The sequence below is a fragment of the Paraburkholderia sp. USG1 genome, assembly GCF_031570135.1.
Classification (GTDB): domain Bacteria; phylum Pseudomonadota; class Gammaproteobacteria; order Burkholderiales; family Burkholderiaceae; genus Paraburkholderia; species Paraburkholderia dioscoreae.
The window spans coordinates 258,948-281,149 of the sequence record NZ_JAMWXW010000007.1; the positions used below are offsets into that span (position 1 = coordinate 258,948).

21 protein-coding genes and 1 pseudogene are annotated in these 22,202 nt (G+C 57.6%); 9 read left to right on the forward strand and 13 right to left on the reverse strand.

Translation table 11 applies throughout. The features are described from left to right. Position 1: 1 nt before the first annotated feature. The 4 genes from NE850_RS12355 to NE850_RS12370 form a co-directional block, all read right to left on the reverse strand. A complete protein-coding gene (locus NE850_RS12355) occupies positions 2–583 on the reverse strand; it encodes a DUF2442 domain-containing protein (protein ID WP_232064110.1) in 582 nt (193 codons plus the stop codon). A 24-nt stretch (positions 584–607) separates the two neighbouring features. Next, positions 608–1,612 (reverse strand): hypothetical protein, encoded by a 1,005-nt coding sequence (locus tag NE850_RS12360; protein WP_165185131.1) that lies wholly within the window; start codon positions 1,610–1,612, stop codon positions 608–610. Between the two features lie 45 nt (positions 1,613–1,657). Continuing rightward, positions 1,658–2,176, reverse strand: a complete 519-nt coding sequence (locus NE850_RS12365) for a DUF6088 family protein (protein WP_232064248.1) — start codon at positions 2,174–2,176, stop codon at positions 1,658–1,660. Between the two features lie 601 nt (positions 2,177–2,777). After that, positions 2,778–3,329 (reverse strand): HAD domain-containing protein, encoded by a 552-nt coding sequence (locus tag NE850_RS12370; protein WP_165185128.1) that lies wholly within the window; start codon positions 3,327–3,329, stop codon positions 2,778–2,780. 690 nt (positions 3,330–4,019) lie between these two features. On the opposite strand from NE850_RS12370, the gene NE850_RS12375 reads away from it, so the two are divergent. Beyond that, complete coding sequence (locus tag NE850_RS12375) at positions 4,020–4,493, forward strand: helix-turn-helix domain-containing protein (protein ID WP_165185125.1); 474 nt, start codon at positions 4,020–4,022, stop codon at positions 4,491–4,493. Here NE850_RS12375 and NE850_RS12380 read toward each other — a convergent pair. Further along, positions 4,490–4,705 carry a hypothetical protein gene (locus tag NE850_RS12380; RefSeq protein ID WP_165185122.1) on the reverse strand — a complete coding sequence of 72 codons (216 nt, stop codon included), beginning with the start codon at positions 4,703–4,705 and terminating at the stop codon, positions 4,490–4,492. The two genes, NE850_RS12375 and NE850_RS12380, sit on opposite strands and share 4 nt — an antisense overlap. 109 nt (positions 4,706–4,814) lie before the next feature. On the opposite strand from NE850_RS12380, the gene NE850_RS12385 reads away from it, so the two are divergent. After that, a complete protein-coding gene (locus tag NE850_RS12385; protein WP_165185119.1) occupies positions 4,815–6,524 on the forward strand; it encodes an ATP-dependent endonuclease in 1,710 nt (569 codons plus the stop codon). Beyond that, a complete protein-coding gene (locus NE850_RS12390) occupies positions 6,517–7,926 on the forward strand; it encodes a UvrD-helicase domain-containing protein (protein WP_165185116.1) in 1,410 nt (469 codons plus the stop codon). Before NE850_RS12385 ends, NE850_RS12390 begins: the two co-directional genes overlap by 8 nt. A gap of 68 nt (positions 7,927–7,994) precedes the next feature. On the opposite strand, the gene NE850_RS12395 is transcribed toward NE850_RS12390, so the two are convergent. From NE850_RS12395 to NE850_RS12415, 5 genes are all read right to left on the reverse strand, one after another. Then, the gene (locus NE850_RS12395; RefSeq protein WP_310698811.1) at positions 7,995–8,384 is read right to left on the reverse strand and encodes a hypothetical protein; all 390 of its coding nucleotides are present in this window, start codon (positions 8,382–8,384) and stop codon (positions 7,995–7,997) included. Between the two features lie 367 nt (positions 8,385–8,751). After that, the gene (locus tag NE850_RS12400) at positions 8,752–10,602 is read right to left on the reverse strand and encodes a DUF3732 domain-containing protein (protein ID WP_165185110.1); all 1,851 of its coding nucleotides are present in this window, start codon (positions 10,600–10,602) and stop codon (positions 8,752–8,754) included. Next, a complete protein-coding gene (locus NE850_RS12405; protein ID WP_165185107.1) occupies positions 10,599–11,045 on the reverse strand; it encodes a three component ABC system middle component in 447 nt (148 codons plus the stop codon). Before NE850_RS12405 ends, NE850_RS12400 begins: the two co-directional genes overlap by 4 nt. Continuing rightward, positions 11,035–12,252, reverse strand: coding sequence for an ABC-three component system protein (locus tag NE850_RS12410; protein ID WP_165185104.1), 1,218 nt, complete (start codon positions 12,250–12,252; stop codon positions 11,035–11,037). Before NE850_RS12410 ends, NE850_RS12405 begins: the two co-directional genes overlap by 11 nt. A 152-nt stretch (positions 12,253–12,404) precedes the next feature. After that, positions 12,405–12,701, reverse strand: coding sequence for a hypothetical protein (locus tag NE850_RS12415; protein ID WP_165185101.1), 297 nt, complete (start codon positions 12,699–12,701; stop codon positions 12,405–12,407). Between the two features lie 244 nt (positions 12,702–12,945). On the opposite strand from NE850_RS12415, the pseudogene NE850_RS12420 reads away from it, so the two are divergent. Together NE850_RS12420 and NE850_RS12425 are read left to right on the forward strand one after the other, a co-directional pair. Then, positions 12,946–13,851: pseudogene (locus tag NE850_RS12420) on the forward strand (GNAT family N-acetyltransferase); the annotation flags it as partial. Positions 13,852–13,860: 9 nt separating this feature from the next. Continuing rightward, positions 13,861–14,217 carry a GIY-YIG nuclease family protein gene (locus NE850_RS12425; RefSeq protein ID WP_007175825.1) on the forward strand — a complete coding sequence of 119 codons (357 nt, stop codon included), beginning with the start codon at positions 13,861–13,863 and terminating at the stop codon, positions 14,215–14,217. Between the two features lie 42 nt (positions 14,218–14,259). Here NE850_RS12425 and NE850_RS12430 read toward each other — a convergent pair whose 3' ends face one another. Then, on the reverse strand, positions 14,260–16,362 hold the full coding sequence (locus tag NE850_RS12430; RefSeq protein ID WP_007175826.1) for an FUSC family protein: 2,103 nt from the start codon (positions 16,360–16,362) through the stop codon (positions 14,260–14,262). Between the two features lie 320 nt (positions 16,363–16,682). Between NE850_RS12430 and NE850_RS12435 the strand changes: the two genes are divergently transcribed. The 4 genes from NE850_RS12435 (at position 16,683) to NE850_RS12450 (ending at position 19,770) form a co-directional block, all read left to right on the forward strand. Next, entirely contained in the window at positions 16,683–17,108 is a 426-nt protein-coding gene (locus tag NE850_RS12435) for a hypothetical protein (protein ID WP_035516372.1), read from the forward strand. Then, on the forward strand, positions 17,096–18,034 hold the full coding sequence (locus tag NE850_RS12440; protein WP_007175828.1) for a LysR family transcriptional regulator: 939 nt from the start codon (positions 17,096–17,098) through the stop codon (positions 18,032–18,034). Before NE850_RS12435 ends, NE850_RS12440 begins: the two co-directional genes overlap by 13 nt. A gap of 307 nt (positions 18,035–18,341) precedes the next feature. Continuing rightward, on the forward strand, positions 18,342–18,887 hold the full coding sequence (locus NE850_RS12445; protein WP_007175829.1) for a hypothetical protein: 546 nt from the start codon (positions 18,342–18,344) through the stop codon (positions 18,885–18,887). A gap of 190 nt (positions 18,888–19,077) precedes the next feature. Continuing rightward, positions 19,078–19,770 carry a GntR family transcriptional regulator gene (locus NE850_RS12450; protein WP_007175830.1) on the forward strand — a complete coding sequence of 231 codons (693 nt, stop codon included), beginning with the start codon at positions 19,078–19,080 and terminating at the stop codon, positions 19,768–19,770. Between the two features lie 78 nt (positions 19,771–19,848). Here NE850_RS12450 and NE850_RS12455 read toward each other — a convergent pair whose 3' ends face one another. Together NE850_RS12455 and NE850_RS12460 are read right to left on the reverse strand one after the other, a co-directional pair. Then, positions 19,849–21,153 carry an MFS transporter gene (locus NE850_RS12455; RefSeq protein ID WP_007175831.1) on the reverse strand — a complete coding sequence of 435 codons (1,305 nt, stop codon included), beginning with the start codon at positions 21,151–21,153 and terminating at the stop codon, positions 19,849–19,851. A gap of 118 nt (positions 21,154–21,271) precedes the next feature. Next, positions 21,272–22,117 (reverse strand): class II aldolase/adducin family protein, encoded by an 846-nt coding sequence (locus tag NE850_RS12460; RefSeq protein WP_007175832.1) that lies wholly within the window; start codon positions 22,115–22,117, stop codon positions 21,272–21,274. Positions 22,118–22,202 lie beyond the last annotated feature (85 nt).

The window sequence follows — 22,202 nt, forward strand, 5'->3', positions numbered from 1 at the left end:
GTTACCAGTTGAGCAGAGTGCGCAGCCGTTCCAATAGCCAATCCGTTTCGACGACGCTCGTCCACTGTTTTCCTTCGATAGCCCTTTTCATTCTCCGCAGCGTTACTTCGCGCGAATTCTCGGGGTATTTCGCTGCGTCTTTAAGGGTCTTTGGCACCAACTGCTGTGCCAAGTCTTCACACATGTCCCACCGCTCAAACCTTTCGGCCGCAGTTAATCCGACGACGAACCTACCGCCAATCGACCTCACCGCGAGCTTTGGCTGAGCGCCGGCTAGTGAAGCGGGCGTCGTTTCCCAAGGAAAGTCGTTGGGAACCTGTAAACTCAACGTCTCTTCAAGAAGGAGCGGTTCATAGTCACGCATTAGTCCGCTGACGCGGATGTTCTCGTGAAGTTGGTCCCAATGCAGCTCTGCGCCGGACGCAGAGACTCGAACATCGTTTCGTTGGTCGGGCGTCGCTGCTAGCAATCGAGGAAACCATCGCCATGGAATCCGAAATTCTCGACCGTCTTTCAACAGAAGGATGAAGTCGCGCTCATTTACGTCAATCGAGATTGCCGTGGGTTCCTCTGGATTTGTCATTGGTTGACCCTCCTCGTTTGTCGACTAGAGGTGCTTGCAAAGGTAGCCAACGATGCGCTTGGCGATTTCGATGAAGCTTTCATGCTCATCGCGGGGCAACGTTTCTGAATGCAGCCGAGTTCCAACTGCAGCGGCAATGCGGATTAGAATCCGCTCACCGTCGACGTGAATTTGCACGCAAGCTTCCCGTATAGGCGTCGAGTCCCCCGCCGCCTGACGCGCGACGAAGAGGGAAAATATCCTGACGTCGGGATACGGCCCGAGTGGCCACTGATAACCGTGCAAGTGAAGTGCATTCGAGGCGCGCTCCCATAGAGGCCTCCTTGGGTCCACGTCGGCCGCAGCTGTGTAAAGCAATTCGATGTCCGCAGGTTCCACTTCATGCTCGCCATCGAAAATTTTGACCACTGTGCGCGACCACTGCGTGGCCCAAGCCGTGGCCATCCGACTCACTGTTTTGAACCCATCCACGCTCTTCAGAACTTCGAGGGGACTGCGGTCGCCCAGACGTTCACGCCGTGAAGTGAGAAAGTCGAGCCTAGCGTCCGAGGGCGCGGGCGCGATGATTTGGCAAATTGCATAAATGCTCCTCCGCTGACTTGCCGGAACTGCCAGCAAAGCGGGGAAATACTCCACGCCGTCTACTTTAATCGTAAAAACGCTGTCGTCCGCGAGGAGCACAGAAAGCCTTCGCGCTGTCAGGTTGCCGCGCCTGCGAAATTCCGCTTCTGAAATCAATTCGCCGTTCGCAATCATCTCGCGCCGACTCGTTAGTGCTTGCTGCCAAAGGTCCTCGCGGAGGATGTCTTCGTCGATGTCTTCGCCGGCCTCCAGATAGGATTCGAGGACGATGTGCTGGATGCGAGCGATAACTTCATCTGGCAAGTATCCAACCTTGACGCGGTCCGACGCCGGCAGCCGGAAATTGCTTGCTGCGATTTTGCGCACAAGCGCGGAAGCAACGAACTGCGCGAGGTCAAACTCCGCGTCAATGCGCCGCATCGCAATGTCCCAACCGCTATCAGCCACGAGCTACTCCAGACGCAGAAGGCAAAATGGGCATTTCTAGTATCTTCACGGTTGCGGCTCCTTAGGCATCCGCTTGCTGCTTCGCTCGTAAGTGACAGTCCTGCTACCCAGCGAAATGCGTCGCGAAATACGACGTCGCCCTGTATCCACTGTTGCAAGCATAGGTACCTGGGTGGTTTTGCCCGCGTTATAGTCCCGAGCGAGCTGGCCGTGGCTGACATCTATGTCTAGCTTGCGAAAAGCTTCTGCCGCGATTTCCTCAAACGTCGCTGCAGTTGCAGCTTCACCGGTGAATTTGTTGAGTCGTGTCTTGGCGTAAATTCCGAGCCCGACTCGTACCAATCGCTTGTTCTTAACCAGATTGGACAAGACTCGGGTAAGTTGCGCCGGGCTCCCAAGAGCGGCGAGCTCGGAGCGGAGAATCACTACGCTGTACCTCCTAGCAATTGAACGAACCACTCGGTCTTTGAGTTTCACCGCGATTTTTCTCAGTTCGTATTGTTGACCGCAAGTGCTCCCGGGGTCGGCAACTGTCCCATACCAGCACGTAGGCCACAGGCGCATCGCGCATTCAGCATCAGCCACCTCAGATTGCCATTTTCGAACCCAATTCACGCGATGCCATGTACGGCATCATTGCTTGCCTCCTCGGCGCATACGCCCCATGAGGTCCGCGACCGCAGGATGGTGTTCTCTGCTCGCCAGATGAAGTAGGACGGCGAGGCCAATCTCGGTGGGTGAGTGAGATGGCTCGACGCGCATGCGTGCGATTTTTACCAATGACTGGCCAGTAGCGACAGCCTCACCTCGAATTCGTCCCGATGTGTCAATGGATATTGTGAAGCGCGCGGCCGCATCTTGCACTTGCCTACATTCGCGTTCGACGAAGACAGTAATATTCGTTACGCGAGCGCGCTTTGCGCATGTAGCCGTCTCAGGACGCGCAACCGCATTTTCGTCAGAGACGAGCTGCGCGCTTTCGTATCTAGCTAGGGCATGGTATGCGTCGACCCAAATGTCGGGGCCACCTCCATGCTGAACGCAACGTCCGTATAGAACCTGAGCCCATTGCAAGTTAGACCCAAATTGCCCTGTGTACACTCCAATTACGATGCCCTCGTTCTCCCGAAATGCAGTGCTCTCTACCGCATAAACTGCCATCACGTCAGTACTCCCGCTCATACATCGTGGCCAATTTTCCTCGCAGTTCCGCTAACACCATCGGCGTGCTAATTCCGAGAACCTCATGTGTTCGTATTAACTTGTCCCGACACCACGTCGGCCAATGCAAATAGTCGTCATCGACTGCAAGCCAGTCGTCTGGCTTGCGTCGCAGGACGTCTGCCCATATTTGCATTCCTCGAGGCGCCTGCCTAAACAACTCTGCGTCCATGTTTTCGTGATACGTCGCTCCAATCACCCTGCTACGCAATTCTGGCGGCAATTTGCGCGCGACCCTCACAACGCTTTTGTAGACACGCACCCAGGACGTTGACAGCACAATGCGGAGGTCCGGATATGGCAGCAGGGTTTTCTCAAGCAATCCTACATTCTCAAACAATTTATGACCTTTGGGCGACTCAATATAGGGCCCTCGGCCGGTGCGCATATAGACATTCTCGGGATGCAAGACGCCATCAAAGTCTAAATACAGTACGAATCCACCAGTTGCTGCTGGTGGTGGCACAGCAGGCGGTGGTGTTAAAACGTCGCTCATCTTCCAATATTTGTAGTCTCGTACAGTCTCGCTTCCTGAGATACACGCGCTAGCTCGCGCAAAGCCCCGCGCGCAATTCTCTGCCGCTTGCGTCGATAAGCTTCTGCTTTTGCCCGAAGCACGGATACACGACCGCGGCGCACTGGTACTGGCCGCGAGGGGTGTTTCCGCAACAGCTTCTTGCTCACATAAGTTTTTGACACGAAAAGCAACAGGGCCAACTCGGCGACTGACATCAAGTGGCGGTCATCGGCGCTAGTCATCCAAACTTTCCCTCGAATCACACATGCATCAACAATGAAGGCGCAATGAGGACGCCGTCAGGTGCTGTGCTCAAAAAACACGGCCCTGCCTCAAGTATTTCGACCGTACGGTCGATTGTCGAACGTCTTGGCATCGGCCTTTCCACCGGCAAAGCGCGACGTGGAAAATTTGAGAGCTGAACCTCCTCAAATTTCAGACGACAAAACCGTCTGTCCGAGACTCGGAATGGCGAAAATGCTTCGGAACGCTCACAGCATCGCGCCTTTGCGATGCCGCTCGACAAACCGCACATACGGCAAGTGTAGGCGTTTACGATGTACATGTAAACGACAACATTTCAAGTGACGACAACTTTTACGACGCAAATTTTAAAGGCGAACAGTTTTACGCTGTAGACAGATAAATTGTTGTCGCCAAAATTGCGACATGAAAACGACTAACGAGCAGATGAGCTTGAGGGAACGCTTCGCGCGGAATCTGAAGCGCTACCGCATAGAAATGGGCATGACGCAGGAGAAACTGGGGAGTTTTGTCGGGGCCGACCGTACGGGCATCAGTCGCCTTGAACAGACTTACGGGAATCCAACGTTGGAGCGCGCGGACGCCCTTGCTACGGCACTGGGAATCGATGTCCGAGTACTGATGGCAACGCCGACAGACGCCGTGATTGAGCATCGTGCGCCGACGAAAGATGTCTCAAGCGCTGCGGTCGGTGCCAAAGTCCTCGAACTGCGTAGCGCGGAGGGTATTTCCCAGAAGGAGCTGGGGGCACGCGTTGGGCTCGACCGCAATTTCATCTCGCGCGTTGAATCGCAAAGCGGGCGTTCCACACCACTTGAATTTGCCTCGCTTGAGAAACTGGCAGCAGCACTTAGCGTGAACCCGGTGGATTTGCTTTAGAAGCGCCGACGGACAGGGTTCAACCGCCGCCATTGCATGAGCACGTTCGGTCGCCAACGAACAGGCTCGCGGTCGAGCAGTTCGGCGCGGGGTGGTAGCAGCCAAGGGCGGTGTCTTGCTCGCAGGATGATTGTGCGCAGGGAGAGGCCGAGGATGTCGGCAAGGTCGGTGGCGTCGAGATAGACTGCCGGTTGCGGGTCGGGAGCATTCATGCAACCTGTAGCGCAACGGCTTTAGTCGCTGCAGAAAACGTAAAACATCGAGCTTGCCGCGATTCGAGCATATGAGCGCGCGAGCCCAGCTATACGCCGAGGGCAAGCCGTGCACATCGTCGCGCTACGGGTCAACAATTTTCGGGGAATCCGCGAGCTATCGTGGTTTCCGAATCAAGGCGTCAACTGTTTAATTGGTCCGGGCGACAGCTGCAAAACTACGATTCTCGATGCTATCGACCTGCTGCTTGCAGAACGGCAGAACGTCACGTTTGACGACCTTGACTTCTACGACGCGAATCCGTCCAACGCAATCAGAATCGTTGCATGCATTGCCGAGTTGCCGAGAGACTACCTGCGAGAGGACCGATACGGACTGTATCTATCCGGCTGGAATTCCGTCACGCGTTCGTGGAACGCTGAGCCCTCGGAGAAGCAAGGATTTGGACCCGTACTGACGCTCGAACTCTTGGTCGATGAAACACTCGAGCCCTTGTGGTCAATCTATGTTGGATGCGCGCCCGAAGACAAGTCCAAGCGAATTCGCTTCGCTGACCGCAAGGAGATGGCGCCAGCGCGCCTCGGCGCCTACGCGGACAGACACCTTTCATGGGGCCGCGGCTCCGCCTTGCAACGGGTCGGTGCACATCCAGAAAGGCTGCCAGCGCAGCTGAACGAGCTGTTCCGCTCGGCTCGCGACACGTTTGCTGCCAAAGGCGCCTCGACCTTCAGTGAAATCATTGAGGCAGTTGCACCGGACATCACAGGGTTGGGTGTTCAGGTTCGTAACAAGCTAACCGCGAATCTTGACCACACGAGCTTCTCCATGAACGCAAGCGGAGTTGCCCTTCATGATGGCAACGTACCCTTTCGCTGTATGGGAACAGGCTCCGCGCGGCTTGCAGTTGCCGCCCTCCAGAGTGCTGAATCGGCACATCGCCAGTTCTTGCTCGTCGATGAGATTGAGTACGGGCTCGAGCCCCACCGAATCTCTCTGCTAGTCAGCCATCTCCGAAAACGGGTTGAATCAGGCGGTCAGGTATTTCTGAGCACGCATTCCACGAGCGTACTGCGCGAGGTAAGGTTCGGGGAAGTCTTTGTTTCCCGACGTGACGCAACGGGCAAAGTTGAAGTGAAGCCGTCGTCCACAACTGCCACGGCGCCGCTTGAGGCAAAGCGCTATATTCGCGACTTGGGCGAAGCGTTGCTTACAAGGTCCGTCCTCGTTTGCGAAGGGCAGACAGAGGTCGCCCTTCTCAAGGGATACGCTGAAGGCAAACAAAGGCAGTTCCAGATGTTTGGTGCGACCGTCATAGATGGCGGAGGGGCCTCGGCGCCCGCCATCGCAATACACTTTGCGTCACTGGGATATCGGACTGCCCTGCTTACCGACAGCGATGCCCCAATCCCACCCGCCTTCACTGCATCGCTCAAAGCCGAGAAGATTCCCCACTTCGAGTGGGGCGACGGGCGATGCACTGAAGAAGAGCTTTTTATGGGGACACCGCAGGACTTGCGCCCAAAGCTACTAGAGTTGATTGTTCGCGAAATTGGAGAGCCGCGCGCTCTGGGAGAACTGTCCAACGTTGTTCAGCAGAAGCTCGAAACGCTGCAGCATGCATCCACGTATCTATCGGACCAGAATTGGCTCCGTCACATTGGTGGACTCGCGCATAAGTCGAAGTGGATTAAGAAAGACTACGACCTCTGCTTCCGTATCGGCTCAAATCTCGCGACGCCCCCGGTAGCCCCAGGAGCACCTGCCCATTTGCCGTGGCAGCTCGACCAGATTATTAGTTGGCTCTGCAGCGATGCTTGAACTGACCGTCCAGCAGATGCTCCGCGCTCGCGCCGGCGCTATTGAAGCGCCAGCGGGCACCGGTAAAACCGAGCAGATTGCCCTTGTCGCCGGCAACGCTCCGGGCCGCTGGTTGATTCTCACGCATACAGTCGCTGGTGTTGATGCCATTCGACGCCGGCTGGCCAAATACAAGATAGCCCCCGAGAAAGCTCAGGTCGAGACGCTGTCGGCATGGGCGCACCGATGGGCACGTGCTTTTCCAAAGGGGTCAGGGTTGGCCTCAACGTGGTCGGCTAAAGACCGGGATTGGGATACGGTGATGGTAGCGGCCGCGACGCTGATTGAAAGCGGTGCCGTCGAGAGCATTCTTCGCGCGTCGTATGAAGGCGTTCTCGTAGACGAGTATCAGGATTGCACCGTCGCACATCATGGGCTTGTACGCACGCTTGCGCTCCATCTTCCTTGCTATGTGTTCGGCGACCCGTTGCAGGCCATTTTTGGCTTTCGCCCAGGCATGCTCGCTAACTGGCACACGCACACCTTGGCGGCCTTCCCACAGGCAGGCGTGCTAGCTACGCCTCAAAGATGGATTCATGCCGGCAATCCCGCACTCGGTGCGTGGCTCATCGGCCAGCGAGCAAACTTCAGCGCCGGCATTTTCGATTTCCGGGGCGCCCCGACATGCCTAACATGGCAGGCTTGCGCCCCTCGGCTCGCAGCCCAGCAGCTCGCCGGCTCCTGGTCGGTCCAGCTTCGTGCTGGAGAGACGCTCGCGGTGGTTCATTCGAGCATCGACGAAGTGCGGCGCGCAGACCTGGCAAAGGCCATCCATGCGACTACGGTCGAACCCATTGGTGGCAGGACCGAGCGCAATTTTTATGAGAGCCTCAGAACGCAAACCGGGGTTGACCGGGTGAACGCCGTGCTCGACCTCATGGGAACAGCGTATCTGGGCGTAGGGGCTGCGAGCAAAAGGAAGCGCGTTGAATCGTTGCTGGCAAATCCGACGCGCATCAAAACACCGGCTACGCCAGCAGAGGTCGCATTGACCGGCATCGTGACGAGCGATTCGCTCGCGAATGTCTTGGACGCAATTCGGTGCATTGAGAATGAGACCGGCGTAACAACCGTGCGCCCAGAACTGGTGTATTGCATCAAATCCGCGTTGCAGCTATGCGCAGAGAATCCCGCGCTACAACTGGACGATGCCGCATTTCAAGTTGCGAACGCACGTCGAGAGAGAGGACGAGTCCTGCGGAATCGCGCTGTTGGCAGCACGCTATTGATGAAAGGCCTTGAATTCGACCATGTCGTCGTTACGCCGGACGCGTGTGAAAACCGCCATCACTGGTACGTGGCTCTGACGCGCGGCACGAGGTCGGTTCGTGTCTTGGCGCCAAGTGTGAGTTTCAGCGTCTAACTAGCAAGCCGACCTTTCGACCATAGTCACCTCCGACGTTCGTCCCAAAGTAGTCCGGCTAAAGCACGTCAATCCGAGACACGCTGCTTCGCGCGCTCAGCCGCGGTCGCCCTCAACGAAGCGAAGAGCGCGTTTCGCTCGAACAGGGCGAACGCGTAACAACCTGCTGCCAGATGCCACACAGGTTTGAAGGGTGACGGTGGTAGCTGGTGATAAAAAAACGAAACACCGTAGAGACAGAACGTCAGCAGCACGATTCCAACAAGCCCAAAAATCGCGTCGTCAGGCAGATACCGGTCGATAAAAAACAGCGCGTTATCGACCAACATCATCGCAAGCAGCGCCACAATGCAAGAGAAGACCAGTCCGGCAGCCATGTTCGTCATAACGCTGGCATCCGGAGAATTGTGAATTGGAAAATCCGCGTCGATGCCGAGCGCGACCATCGGAATCAGCAACAACCACGCGAACTTTTGAATCGTCTTCAATACGCTGAATGAGAACATCGTTCCTCCACTCTGACACGCGTTTCGGGGTAGCGTCCGCAAGAACGCAGGCCATATATTCCTGATTTCGATGTCAACTGCAAGCGACTTTGTCGCCTTCTAGCAACGCCTCCCGTGAGCTGTCCCGGCGCCACCCACGCTCCCTCTTAGCGAATGGGCCTCGCCGTGAGCAACATGGCCCTAGACCGCCGGCCACAGCAAATGCAACAAGGGATGCTTGCGCCGAGCCTGCTGCCCGGCCCGGCGTATACGCGGGCATGGGGTCGCCGCAACATCGCCTGAAGCTAACAGCTTGTCCAGTGGGTCAAGGGTCCGCCCTTTACACTTGCCAGGACTGCGGAATGAGCGCCTCCCCATTGCGGAATTCGGGCAGGAGGTGCACGTAGTTCATGCCCGTGAAGGTATCCCGCGGGACATGCTCGAAGACAATCATCTGAAATTCCGTCTGATAATCGTTGTTCATACGAGCGACAAAATTGTTGAGCAGATTGAAAGCGATTGAGACCTTCTCGCTGTCGCTGTTCGTAAGCTTCACATTGTCGTTCGCTTTCTCGTCCGGATAGTACGGTCGACTCGGCTGGTCAATAATCAGAAAGCTTGGGATGAACATCGACTTGTGGCTGATGGCAACTTCATGCAGCGCAAGGAAATGCAGCAGATGCAGGAACATGTGATTCGAACTGCTGCCCACGTTCTCAATCAGCTTGGAACGCGGCTTTCGTAGTCGCAAGCGCTTTTCCTTGTATGCAAAGTCGGTCTGGTAGCTGGCGTAGTTCGCAAGCGCATTGGCTGTTTCCTTCAACAGAGCGAGCGCAATCTCGTTAATCATGGAGACAACGGCCTGCCGGGTTTCCTCTACGTCACGTACCTCGATATCGTCCATTTGCTGTTGGAGGTCTGCTTCGTCGGAAGTAGCTGACTGGAGAACGGCCGGCGTTCTCGCTCCCTCGTAGGCATTAAATCGCCCCATCGCCTCACCAACGAACATCCACTTTTCGCGCTCTGACGCAAAAGATTTCGGCTCCTGCGGAAGCCCGGAGAGGTCGCGTTGCAGCGTCTCGCGTTCCTCCTCGAGTGACTTGACCATCGCGCTTATCTGCCCGTCCACCGGCTGCTTGCCAGCGATGGATTTCTTGACTGCCGACAGGTCCGTTTTAAGGCTGCTGATAAGGTCATCGAAAATCTCCGACTTCAAGAGCGTCGGCGCCTGCTTCAAAAGCTGCTCGATTGGCCGAAGGCTGTCCTCCGCGTTCTTCAACGTGTCTTTGTACGAGCGGTATTCAGACGTGAACTGCCTGAGCTTTCGCAACCGCCGCTCAACGACAAAGAGCTTGGCACTTGCTTCGACATATCGGTTCAGGGCGCGCCCTGCCTCCGGTGACGCAGCGTCGCGAATCGCACTCCGTACACTGTCGATGGACAGTTTTTCAGGGTCACTATCTATCAACCCGTATTCAGCCGCCTTAACAGCGATATCGCGTACTTCCTCATCAAACGTTTCCCGCCCTTGGCCGAGATGCGCGTCCTTGCGCTGGAGCCTCGAAAGGTCCTTCCTGAGGACCTCCTTCCTCTCGCGCGCGGCAATGTTTGAGAGGTCGTCGATTCCGAGCGCCATATCGAATATGCGCGGCAAAGCCTCCTGATACCGCTCTTCAGACTGCTTGTCGAAGAACACCTTGCTGTTAGTGATGATGTCTTCGGAAATGGTGTTGAACAAAAAGAAATATCTGAACGACACCTTCGAGCCCGCCTTCAGCGCCCGCCCGCCATATGCGACCGTGACCTTGTCGTCGATATGGAACTCAGCCTCCAGTATCGACTTGATGTCGTCCTCTCTTGTGTTCGGCTGTGGCGCGTCCGGAACAGCGCCGGTGCTCGAGAAGTAATAGTCTTTCGACACCGCGTTGTCTAACGGGCTCCTGCGTGCAATGGTGTAGGTCTTGTCGTTCACGTAAAACGTGAGCCCATACCAGCCGACGTTCTCGTTGATGATGCTGTCAGGAAGCTTATGCGAGCTGGCCAGAAAACAGTAATCGATGATGTCAAGCAAAGCGCTTTTACCGGTGTGACTACCGCCCGTGAGCACATTTACCCGGTTGCGCTCGAATGCCAGGCTTCGTTGCTCACCGCTCTTTGACCAAAGCGTGATGGAATCAATGCCAAAATTCAAAGCTTCACCCTGAAATTTAGATACAGTTCTTCGACCGGGCTCGCGAGGAGCGAAGCGATGTGCCCGGCCGCTTTGACGATTTTCTGTGCTCGCTTGCCAAACGCGGCATCAATTTCCAATGGCTTAAGCAATGTCAGACCGTCGTCGAATTGAACGAACCCGGCCGCCACGAGTAGCTGTATCGCGTTTATCGTTACTGCCAAACTGTCGTCGAAACGGGTTGAAAAGTTCGCGAACAAATCAGGCCGTTGGGCGACCAATGCTGCAGCTTCTCTCTGCGCGACTCGAGAATTGCCTAGATAACGAACGGTTACATCGTGCATGACGAGCGGCATCACAAGCAGGGCTTTCGGGAGCGTCACGCCCTTCGAGTGTCCAAGGACGCTCATTAGCGCAATTGAGCAAATCCCCACGTTGTTGTATCCGGACCATCTATTGCTCATTGCCGCTCCAATCTTTATGCCAGCCTATCTGTCCAGCGTCAGAGAGATAGTAGAGCTCCCCGTTACTCAATGTTGTCGTAAGTTCGGTCTCGCCCAAGCTGAACTGGTCGCGCCTTAGAGTCATCAGCAAATCCATCGCCGCGTCGATAATCTGCTGCGGACTATTACAGCCGCGAAAAGCCACCCGGAACTCGTTTCGCCAACGAACGAATACCTCTTCATGGAAGTTTTCGATTTCGTCGCGGACAAGGTCACCTTCCTGAACCCACTGCTCCAGATATCTCGATATACGCAGCTTGTAGGTGGTGTAATCGATGGCGAGCTCCTCGTCAGAATCGGTAATGTCACCAATCTCCAGGAGACGCTTGATGAATTTCTGCGCGAAGATGTCGTCCGGCAACTCCGGAGTGAACTTTGGATAGACCAGCTTTTTTGTACGTCCGTCGTCGAAAATACGCTTGTACCGTTTCATGAAGTCATCGAAGCTGATGACTATTGACTCGCCACGCTTGATGGCAATGAAGTTGTCGGTTCTGATATTGGAATCGAGACGAGAAAAAACGGTTTCCAGCTTGTCGGTATCGATAATTTTCGCGAGAAGGGAGACCTTCACGCGGCCAATTATGTCGTCGAGTTCGAGCTCCAAGCGGACATTCACGAAAAACGCCTTGAGGACATCGGGCGACAACTTCAGCACCGCATCGATATAGCCTCTAATACCGTCGTCGGCAGTCTTACCGTTTAGAAATTTCAAGTGACCAAGCAGCTGTTCGAAGTCTTCTTCGCCCGCATGGAACTGGTCGAGTATCTGAAGAAACTGATTCGACTTGGAATGCGACTTATTAGAGACAAGAAGGAACCTCGTGTTCTCCACGAACCGCATTTGTGCACCAAAGGTTTCGCGCCCTTCCGCCGAATCTGTGATTACCTGCGACCAGTTGAAAAGCGTCTTCCAGAGGTCCGAATCGAGTTCGGTCAACGCTATTGGCTCGCCCTTCGCGTTACTTTGAACCGTGTGCTTGAGCTGGACGAGTATGTTGAAATCGGCGTTGAGCGCCGTATGCACGTCGTCTTTTACTTCAAGGCCAACGGATTGCCCTGGTTTTAGGTTGAGTATTCTGTCGAGGAAGTAGTAGTACTGGTAGTCAAATCCAATACTTTTATCATCCGCGCTGGTCTTGTCGGTAAAGCTCTTTTCGTTTGCCACGTGCTACGCCCAGTTCTTCTGCTGACTACGCACACCCTTGACCACCAAGGTCGGCATTCGAATGAGTCTTGGCGGCATCCCCGGAATTGAAAGCAGACAGACTTACGAAAGCTTTCTGATGCCGAATGATACTTCGTCCATACGTATTTTTGTTAGTTGCGTCGGACTTGTGTTGCGGGAGCAGCAACTATCCGCGCGGCCAGAAAATCTTTGATTTCAGACAGGTGCCGACGCCCCTCTTCCCGTGGCGTGATTACGACGCCTTCTGGTATGGTGACACCGAGACTTTTGGCAATGTTGGAAACATAGGGCCGGGTACGTCCAGGAAGCGCCTGGCGGGCCTTGATTACCCGTTGAAGCCCACAGGTGTCGACGAGGTACGCGAAGGTACGGCGGTCCCTCTCATTCGCCAGGATGATGTCAAGGCTGTCCGGAGTGATTGCTTCCATGGTCGGCTCCGTTGGGAGGGTTGGGCACAAAATGGAATCTAGTCGAAGAAATGGAAAAAACAATATATTTTTCAACAACTTATCATCGACATTCCGCGCCCCTCCCCCGGACCCCCACCGGTTTCGGGCATGCTTGCCCTCAACCTAAAGTCTCTCGGCTCCCTGCGGTCGCCTTCGAAAAGCTTAGATACAGATGCACGTAAACCCTACTTGGACACAAAACGCTCTATTCTTGACTAGTACATATGTGTTCGACTGGGCTTGGGCCGACGCCTACAAGCGCAACGGCTTGCCGTATTACCCGAAGCTGCTGTGCGCGGTGCCGTTCACGCCGGTGCAAGGCAACCGGTTGTTGTCGGCGGATACGCATGCGCTCAGGCATCTGGCGGCCACGCTGATGGCGTTCGCCGAGCAGGCCGACGTGTCGTCGCTGCATGTGCTGTTTCCCACCGAAACGGAAGCCAACGCGCTCACCGAAATGGGCATGATGCAACGCGAAGGCGTGCAGTTCCATTGGCTCAACGACGGCTATCGCGACTTCGACGATTTCCTCTCCACGCTCGAACAGAAGAAGCGCAAGAACATTCGCGCCGAGCGGCGCAAAGTGCATGAAGCCGGCGTGACCATGCGCCGGCTTCGCGGCGAGGACATTCAGGACGCGGACTGGCGTTTCTTCAGCAAGTGTTATCGGCAAACTTACCGCGAGCACTTTTCGAGTCCGTATCTGAACCTCGATTTCTTCCGCATGATCGGCGCGTCGATGCCGGAGAACCTGTTGCTCGTGATCGCCGAATACGAAGGCAAGCCGATCGCCAGTTCGCTCGTGGTGTATCAGCGCGACGCCAAAACCGGCGGCACGCTGTATGGCCGCTACTGGGGCGCGCTGGAACACGTGCCGTGCCTGCACTTCGAAACCGCGTACTACCAGCCGCTCGAATTCTGCATCGAAGAAAAGCTCGGCGCGTTCGAAGGCGGCGCCCAGGGCGAACACAAGATGGCGCGCGGCTTCCTGCCCACGGTGACGCGCTCGGCGCACTGGCTCGCGCATCCTGCTTTCGCAGACGCGGTCGGCCATTTTCTCGACAACGAAAAGAACAGCATCCACGCGTATGTGGATGAACTGCGCGAACACAATCCGTTTAAAGGCTGAAGCGCACCGATGGCGTGGTTTCTCTATCTGCTCGAATGCTCGGACGGCAGCGTCTATACGGGCATTGCCGTCGACGTGCAGGCGCGCTTCGACAAACACGTGAGTGGCGAGGGCGCGCGTTATACGCGTTCGCGCAAGCCGGTGCAGGTGCTGGCGTCGTTCGAACTGGCGGATCGGTCGAGCGCGTCGCGCGCGGAGTATTGGGTCAAGCGGCTGTCGCCGTCTGAGAAGCGGGCGCTGGCGGCGGGCTTTCGCACGCTGGAGTCGGTCATGCCGGAGCCGGAGCCCGAGCCTGACCCGGAACCTCAGCCTCAGCCCGAAGCGATCGAAGCCGGGCAGACTCAAGAAGCCACCCGCGCGACCTGAAACGGCTTCAGCTTCGTCGTCGCTCTTCCTCGCGCCGCGTTACTATCCCCTCGCCTCCCGCATCCGCTCATTGAGCAGCCGATGCATCAGCGCAAGCTCGCCCACCGCATCCGCCTCCAGCGAAGTCAGCCCGTCGCGTGCGGGCAGCGCGTGGCGAACCGGCCGCAAGGTCCGATTCAACGCGGCGTCGATGTCCGCGCTCACGGTCGCGATCCAGGCGCCGAGCTCATCGTGCATATCGCGCCGGTTCGTGCTCAGACGCAGTTGCGTCGCGGTGCCGGCCATTCTGCGCAATACGCTCAGCACCGTCAGCGTCACGGTATCGACCATCGAGTCCTCGAGCTTTTCGAGGCGCATCCGGCCGATGGCTTCCTCCGCGTTATTGCTGCCCAGACCGGCGGCCCGGCGCAAGCGCTCCATGTCCTTCTCGCTGCGACGGGGCGACTCCAGCGCGGCTCGCAGATACGCGAGATTGGCGCGCACCGCCTCGCCCAGATACGCGCGGTAGTCGATCTTTTCGCGCGTCGGCCACAGATAGAACGTGGCCAGCAGCGCCAATACGCAGCCGAGCACATTGTTGCCGAGCCGCGTGATCGCATAGGCGAATTCGCTGGCGCCCGGCGTCGCGAAGTCGGCGACCAGCACGAAGGTCGGCGTGAGGAACAGCACGAACAGGCTGTAGCTGACCGGACGCAGCGCCATGGTCGCCATCACCAGCGGAAACACCGCGAGGGAAATGCCGAGCGGCGAATGGATCGCGTAGCCGATACCCGCCGCCAGCACGCCGCCGACAATGCTGCCCGCGGCCCGTTCGATACTGCGCGGCCACGTAGCGGCAATCGACGGTTGCAAGATCAACAGCGTCGCCATCGTGGCCCAGTAGCCGAACGGCAGCCCGAGCGCGCGAATCACGAGAAAGCCCGCCGTGGTCGTCACGCCGACGCGGGCCGCATGCCGCAAGCCGACCGAGTCGGCCGACAGATTGGCCTTGAGCGTGGCCCAGATGCGCGTGAAAAGCCGCGTCGCGCTATCACGCCAGCTTTCCGGCTGCGCATACACCGGCGTGAAGTCGACCAGTTCGAAATCGGACTTCAGCTTCACGGGTTCCATCAAGGCGCTTTCGAGCCGCCTGGCAAAACGCCGCAAGCGCAATTGCAAATCGGTAAGACGCGCCCACTGTCCGTCATTGACTGCCGCGCCGATGCCACGCAGCACGTCGCCCGTGGCCGTCAGCAACCGGACTGCGCGTTTTGCGCGCCATGCGTCGTCCGGTGCTCGTTCGCATGCGCCGGAGACGGCGATCAGATACGCGAACAACGCTTCGCTGTCGGTCAGCAAGCCGAGCAGCGTGTCGTAAGTTTCACGGCCACCCGTTCTCGACGCCGGCACCCGCGCCAGCACCTTGCGCGAGCGTTCCAGCGCGGCGCGGGCGTCGGCGCGAAATTTCGCGGCATGCGTGGCCCACTCACCGCGGGCCGCGCGCCGCTCCAGCAGCCGCGCGCTATCCAACGCGATGTCGGCCAGACGCAGGTACACAGCGCGCAGCGTCGAGCGGCTCGTACTGAACGGGTGAATGCGCCAGACCGTCAGACTCAACGCCACGGCAAACAGGCAGCCGATCAGGTAGACGCCGAGAAACGTCATGCCTTGCCGAACATCGTGCATTGGCCGGTCGACCATCACGACGCATGCGGTGGCGACGAGAATCGTCACCTGTGCAGTGGCGGCGCCCCAGATCCGGCCGAACGCGCCCAGACTCGTGAAGACCAGCAACGCAAGCGCGGCGAACACGGTCCCGGCTGCGGAGGCGAAAGCCGTCAAGCCGCCGCATAGCGTGGACAACACGGCGAAGCCCATCATCGACGCGAAGCGGGCGCGGTTGGAACCGGCGGCGTCGGCGAGACAGGTCCAGAAGGCGCCGATCGCCGCCCACGCGAAGGTCGGTTCGTGCAGCACATTGCCGAGCGCAAGCATGGCCGTCGATGCGCACGCCGCCCGCAAACCTTCCGACAGACTGGCCTCGCTCGCCGAAAACGACACCATCCATACCGGCCGCTGGCGGTAAATCGCATTGGCGACGGCATACAGCCAGTTCGACCAGCGCTGCGAAGAAGACGACGACGGGTTGGACTTGCGATTCAGCATCCGGACGGTGTGCTCCTTGGAACGCGGATTGGCGCCGCGTCAGCGCCTCTGGATAGCCGGCGGAATGTCAGCGCGGCGGGGAGCCCAATGATAAGGGTTTACACCTAGATATAAAAATGCATTCGGTTCATCCTCTCGATGCGCTGTGTCTATGTGGTGTCGATGGAGCGGCGGTGCTCAAGCGGCAGGGAGTGCAACCTCGCGACGGCTACTGCCCGAATCGGCGTTCGAATAGGTGCCCTATATCCGAATGCGATTCTCGGTGCGTTCACAGGCATGACAGGCGCGACGGAAGACCTCGGCGAAGGGGCGACGAAGCGTTGGAACATGGCTCCCATGATAAGCTGGACTTCCGTGCGAACGGTGCGTGCGCGGGCACGTGGGCCTGCCAGTCAGAAGCGCTGGCCCGATTCGATGGAGTGGTTCTTGATGCGCTGAAAGATGTTCAATGCGGCGTTGCCGGTTATAGCGGCAACATCGACCGCATGCACTCGCTCGAACGGCCTTACGCATTGGCGGCTGATTCCGCGAGTCACGCCGACCACCTCTATTCAATGGGCCGGGCGACATTCCTGGACGACCTTGATGCGAGCCGCTCGCTGACCGATAGCGGGCTCGATTCGATCATAAGCAGAGTCGGCGTGTCTCTCAGTCAGTCGACGCGGCAGATGGGCGATGACACGACCTCACTCACGAACACGACGTCGCGCCAGAGAATAAGTAAAGGAAAAGAATGGATACGCTGAACCAGATGCGTGTGTTTGCACGCGTTGTTGAATCGGGCACGTTCACCGCAGCGGCAAACACGTTGAATACAAGTCCCGGCGCAATCTCACGCGCAGTCGCGGAACTGGAAACACGGCTTAGAACGAGACTGCTCAACCGGTCAACGCGGAAGGTTGCCCTCACTCCAGCCGGAGAAATCTATCTTCAGAGATGCAAGCAGATTCTGGCGGACGTCGAGATGGCCGAGGAAGAAGCAAGTGATGCGCAGTCGCGCCCCATGGGTAAGCTTCGAGTTCACAGCTTCACGGGAATCGGGCAGTACTACGTGTTGCCCGCCATCAAGGAGTACAGGTCACGCTATCCGAACGTCTCCGTAGAGCTCACCTTATCCCAGCGGGCGCCGGAGTTGTATAAGGGCAGCACCGATATTGCCGTCGTGGCAACTTCTTCGGCGCTTCCAGATTCGGACCTCGTCTCGCATCTACTGGGCTCCTCTTTCAGCGTCTTGTGTGCGTCGCCAGACTATGTCCATCAACGCGGCATGCCGGATTCACCTGAACAGCTTGCCCGTCACGAATGTCTCATTCTGCATTCCCCCGCTTTTCCGGCCTACGAATGGCTACTGGAGAGCGACAACGGAAGCGAATCGATGAAGGTATCCGGTGCAGTGGAGTTGAACACGCCTGAGGCAATCGGCATGGCCGCGCGGGCAAGTATGGGCATAGGCGTATTGCCGATCTACACGGCGCTTGAGGGTTTATCTAACCACACCCTCGTGCGAGTACTTCCCGGCTACACGCTCCAGAAGATGAATATCTACGCGCTTCATCCGTCCAGAAGATACACAGACGCCAGAATCAAGACGTGGGTCGAGTTTCTGCGTCAGCATCTTCCAACTGTGACGGCACGCGACGCACAACTGATCGAAGCGCACCAGGCTTGTTGAAAGCTGCAATAGCGAGAGCACCAAACCGCGACAACCTGTAAAGCGATCACGTTCTTCTCACGGAGCACAACCGGTAGAGAAGACGCAAGATGCGAAACTCACAGGCACGCAGAATCGCGATTGCCGGAATTGTTGTGGGAGTCGGGAAACCCCACAAACGTTCGACTCAGTATTTGTACTGATAGGCCACCAGCATCACATCCCGTACTCTTTCTGTATACAGAGTTCCGAATTCCGCACGCAGAGTGACAGAAAAACGCCGGCGGATCTCCGGCGGCTCTTCTCAACAATGATGAACGGAGACGGCATGAAAGAAGCGGACTTCCTGATAGCGCGCCCCGTAAGCTATGGCAATTCACCGCCTGTCGTGATCGGCGAGACAGGCTTTTCATTTCGCGACTCGGACAGACCGAAATCAATCATGGATGTCTGGATGAACGGCGAGGGCTTTCCCGCGGCCGCTCGGGACGTTTTCGCGAAATATCCGCAATTTGCCGATATCGTCGGCCTCATTGGAGTGCCGACCGCGCCGCGCGAACATCGCCGCCCTTCTTCGGGATGGATTCTCGCGCGTGCTTCATCAGGGCTGGTTTCCATTGCGATTCGCAACGCTCAAGATTGCGATTCAGAACGCCTTGCGGAAGATGCAGCGTTCGCGACTGAGGAAGCACAGCGCTTCGCCGCAAAGTCCGTCGTCATTCTCGTGCAGGCGGAAACCGGCCGGGGCGCAGAAATCGGGCGCAAGGCGCTGGAAAAGACATTTGCAACAGACATCCCTGAGCTGAACCGGCTCTACATCGACCGGCATGCCAGTTCCCCAATCTGGCTCGCCAGTCTGTCGGGCAAAAACTGACTGTTCCGGCGTAGCACCGCTGCTTCCTGCCGAAAAACGCCGCCGCCGCTCCCTTCCTTTCCGTGGGCCTTCGCCTCCACCGCGAATCATCAAAGGCTTGCGCCACGTCATGCAGGCGAAGCGCCGACCTGAACAGCCTTAATCAATGCTGGTAAGCTATTAGTATTCTGTATCCACAGCTACCGTAGCCATGCCAGCAAAACTCCTGAAAATCCAGGCACGTACAGATTACGTCGATGAAGTCTACCGAGTCCTGCTCGATGCCATCAGCGAGGGTTCGATCGCGCCTGGAACCCGGATCGTCCAGGAGGAAATCGCCGAGCAGTTGGCTGTCTCCCGTTCGCCCGTTCTGCAGGCCTTCCGCCTTTTGAAAAAAGACGGACTGGTGGAAGATGCGCCCGGCCGCGGATTGCAGGTCACACCGCTCGACGCGACGCGCATCGGCCATCTCTATGAACTGCGCGGCGCGCTGGATAGTCTCGCCGCTCGCCTGGCCGCGCGCAAGAAGGTCAAGATAGACAAGGCACTGGTGGCGACCGGGCGAAAGCTGTCAAAAGGTGAAGACGTCCGGGCGATGATCGAGGCCGACATGGCATTCCACACCGCCATTTACACGGCGTCGGGCAATCCGCTCATTGTCGACAGCGCACGTTTGCACTGGATGCACCTGCGGCGTGTAATGGGGGCCGTTCACCAGGTGACCGGCCAGCGCAAGTCCGTCTGGGACGAACACGCGGCAATAGCTGACGCGATTGCCCAGGGAGATGAAGAGCTCGCTGCAAAGCTCAGTCTCCAGCACACCGAAGTCGCCCGCGAGAACCTCGTTCGCCACATGAGCCAAACCATCGTGGAAACGGACACGCCGAAACGCTCGGTACGCTGAGCGTTTTTGCTCCCCTTCTGGCGTCGCGACCGCCGCAGGATCCAGAGCCTGCGGCGGCGCTTACACACAAGCGCTCACCTAGCGACGACGGTTAACCAGCGTCGGAGGCACAAATAGCACCAGCACGCCCGCAATGACGAGGCTGACTGAAAGTGCCAACACGCCCGCGCCCGCCGATCCCGTAGCGGTCTTGACCAGACCGATCAGCGACGGACTGACCACGCCCGAGATGCTGCCTACCGAGTTGGCAAATGCCAGCCCCGCAGCGGCAGCGGCTCCGCCAAGGAATGCCGGAGGAAGCACCCAGAACTGCGAGATGGTTGTCATCACACCCATCGTTCCGATGGTCAGCGCAATCATCGCCGGCACCGTCGAGTTGGAAAACCACACGCTCATCGCAAGACCAAAGGCGCCGACGAAACCCGGCACGATCAGGTGCCAGCGGCGCTCGCCCATCCGGTCCGAGCTCTGGCTGACGAGCACCATGGCGACCGCACCGACCGCATAGGGAATAGCCGTCAGCAGCCCGACGTGCAAGGGGTCGGCCACGCCGCTCGATTTGATGAGCGAAGGCAGCCAGAAGCTGACCCCGTAAAGGCCCATGGTATAGAAAAAGTAGATGGCGCTGACAAGGAGAATCTTGGGATTGAGAAGACCGTCCTTGACCGAGTGCAGAAGGCCCTCGGGCCTCTCATCAACGAGCTTGCGCTCAATGATGGCTTTCTGGGCGTCGGTGAGCCATTTCGCATCCTGTACCTTGTCGTCCAGATAGAAATATGCAGCCACGCCGAGCACGACCGTCGGCACGCCTTCTACCAGGAACAGCCATTGCCAGCCTGCCAGACCATGAGCCCCTCCGAGGGCCGTCATCAACCAGCCGGACAGAGGACCGCCGATAACGCCGGACATCGGAATGCCGGTCATGAAAAGCGCGGTAACCTTTGAGCGCCGCGAAGACGGAAACCAATAGGTGAGGTAGAGGACAATTGCGGGGAAAAAGCCTGCCTCGGCGACACCGAGCAGAAACCGCATGATGTAGAAGGTCGTGGGCGTCTTCACGAACATCATGCCGACCGAGACGATACCCCATGTAACCATGATGCGCGCGATCCACCGTCGCGGACCTACACGCATGAGTATCAGATTACTCGGCACCTCGAAAAGCAGATAACCGACGAAAAACACGCTGGCGCCAAATCCATAAACCGCCTCGCTGAGCCCGAGGTCGTTGAGCATCTGCAACTTCGCAAAGGCAACGTTGATGCGGTCCAGGTAGGCGGACAGATAGCATAGAAAGAGGAATGGAATAAGGCGCCAGGCGGCTTTTGCAAACGCGGATGACTCACTCTCTTCCAGATATACGGCCGGACTGTGGGAACTCATTGTTGTCTCCTGAGGGGCCTTCCGATGACGGTGGTTGCTTTTCTTCTAGTGCCCACCGGTTGTGGCCTGCGGCGGTATCCGAGGAAATACCGCCGCAGGTATGCGTTCGTGACCGCGTTTAGTCGAACATGTCCGGCTGCGTGGCTACGAGGTCATTCCAGATGGTCTGGAAGTGAAGCCAGCCAATGTATTCGCTACCCACGTGCTCACGGCTGTACCGCGCACGGTCCGGCGTGACTTCCTTCGGCGTAATACCCGTGGCTTCGATCATCAGTTGCTGCTGGCAGCAGCGCTCCAACGCGATGAACCAGAACGCGGCCGAGTCGATGCTGTGACGGCTGGCGGTCAACAAGCCGTGGTTCTGGTGGATGGCGGCTTTGACTCCGGCGAATGCGTTGGCAACCTTATTGCCGCCCTTGACTTCGACCGCCACTTTGCCCGCTTCATCGCCGATAACGACGTGGTCCTCATAGAACGCTGCCGCGTCCTGCGAGATGGGCGCGAGCGGCTTACCCAGCGAGGAGAACGCGGTTCCGTAGGTCGTGTGGGCATGGCACATCGCGACGATGTCCTGATGCTGCTCATGTACCGCGGCGTGCAGCACGAAGCCGGCACGGTTGATGGCGTAGTTGCCCTCGACGACATTACCCTTGTGGTCCGCGCAGATGAGATTCGAGAGCTTGACCTGTGCGAAATGCACACACATCGGGTTTGTCCAGTAAAGGCCAGGATTTTCGGGGTCACGGATGGTCAGGTGACCTGCGAATCCGTAGTCGAAACCCTGTAACGCGAACGCGCGGCATGCAGCAACCAGGCGTTCCTTCAGATGCTGGCGGTGCGCCTGCACAGACGTGAACTGTGGAACTTCCGGAAAAATCAGCCCTTCCTGGTCCGGCTGGTAAATCGAGACCTTGCCCGGCTTGACAATCGATTCTTCTCTGGATTCTGCAACGGCAGTAGACATGTCTAATTCTCCTACGTATTGAACGGGAACTTATGAAGTACGTGGGTACCAGTCGCGTTGCTTCCGACACTGTTCCCACTGAAAC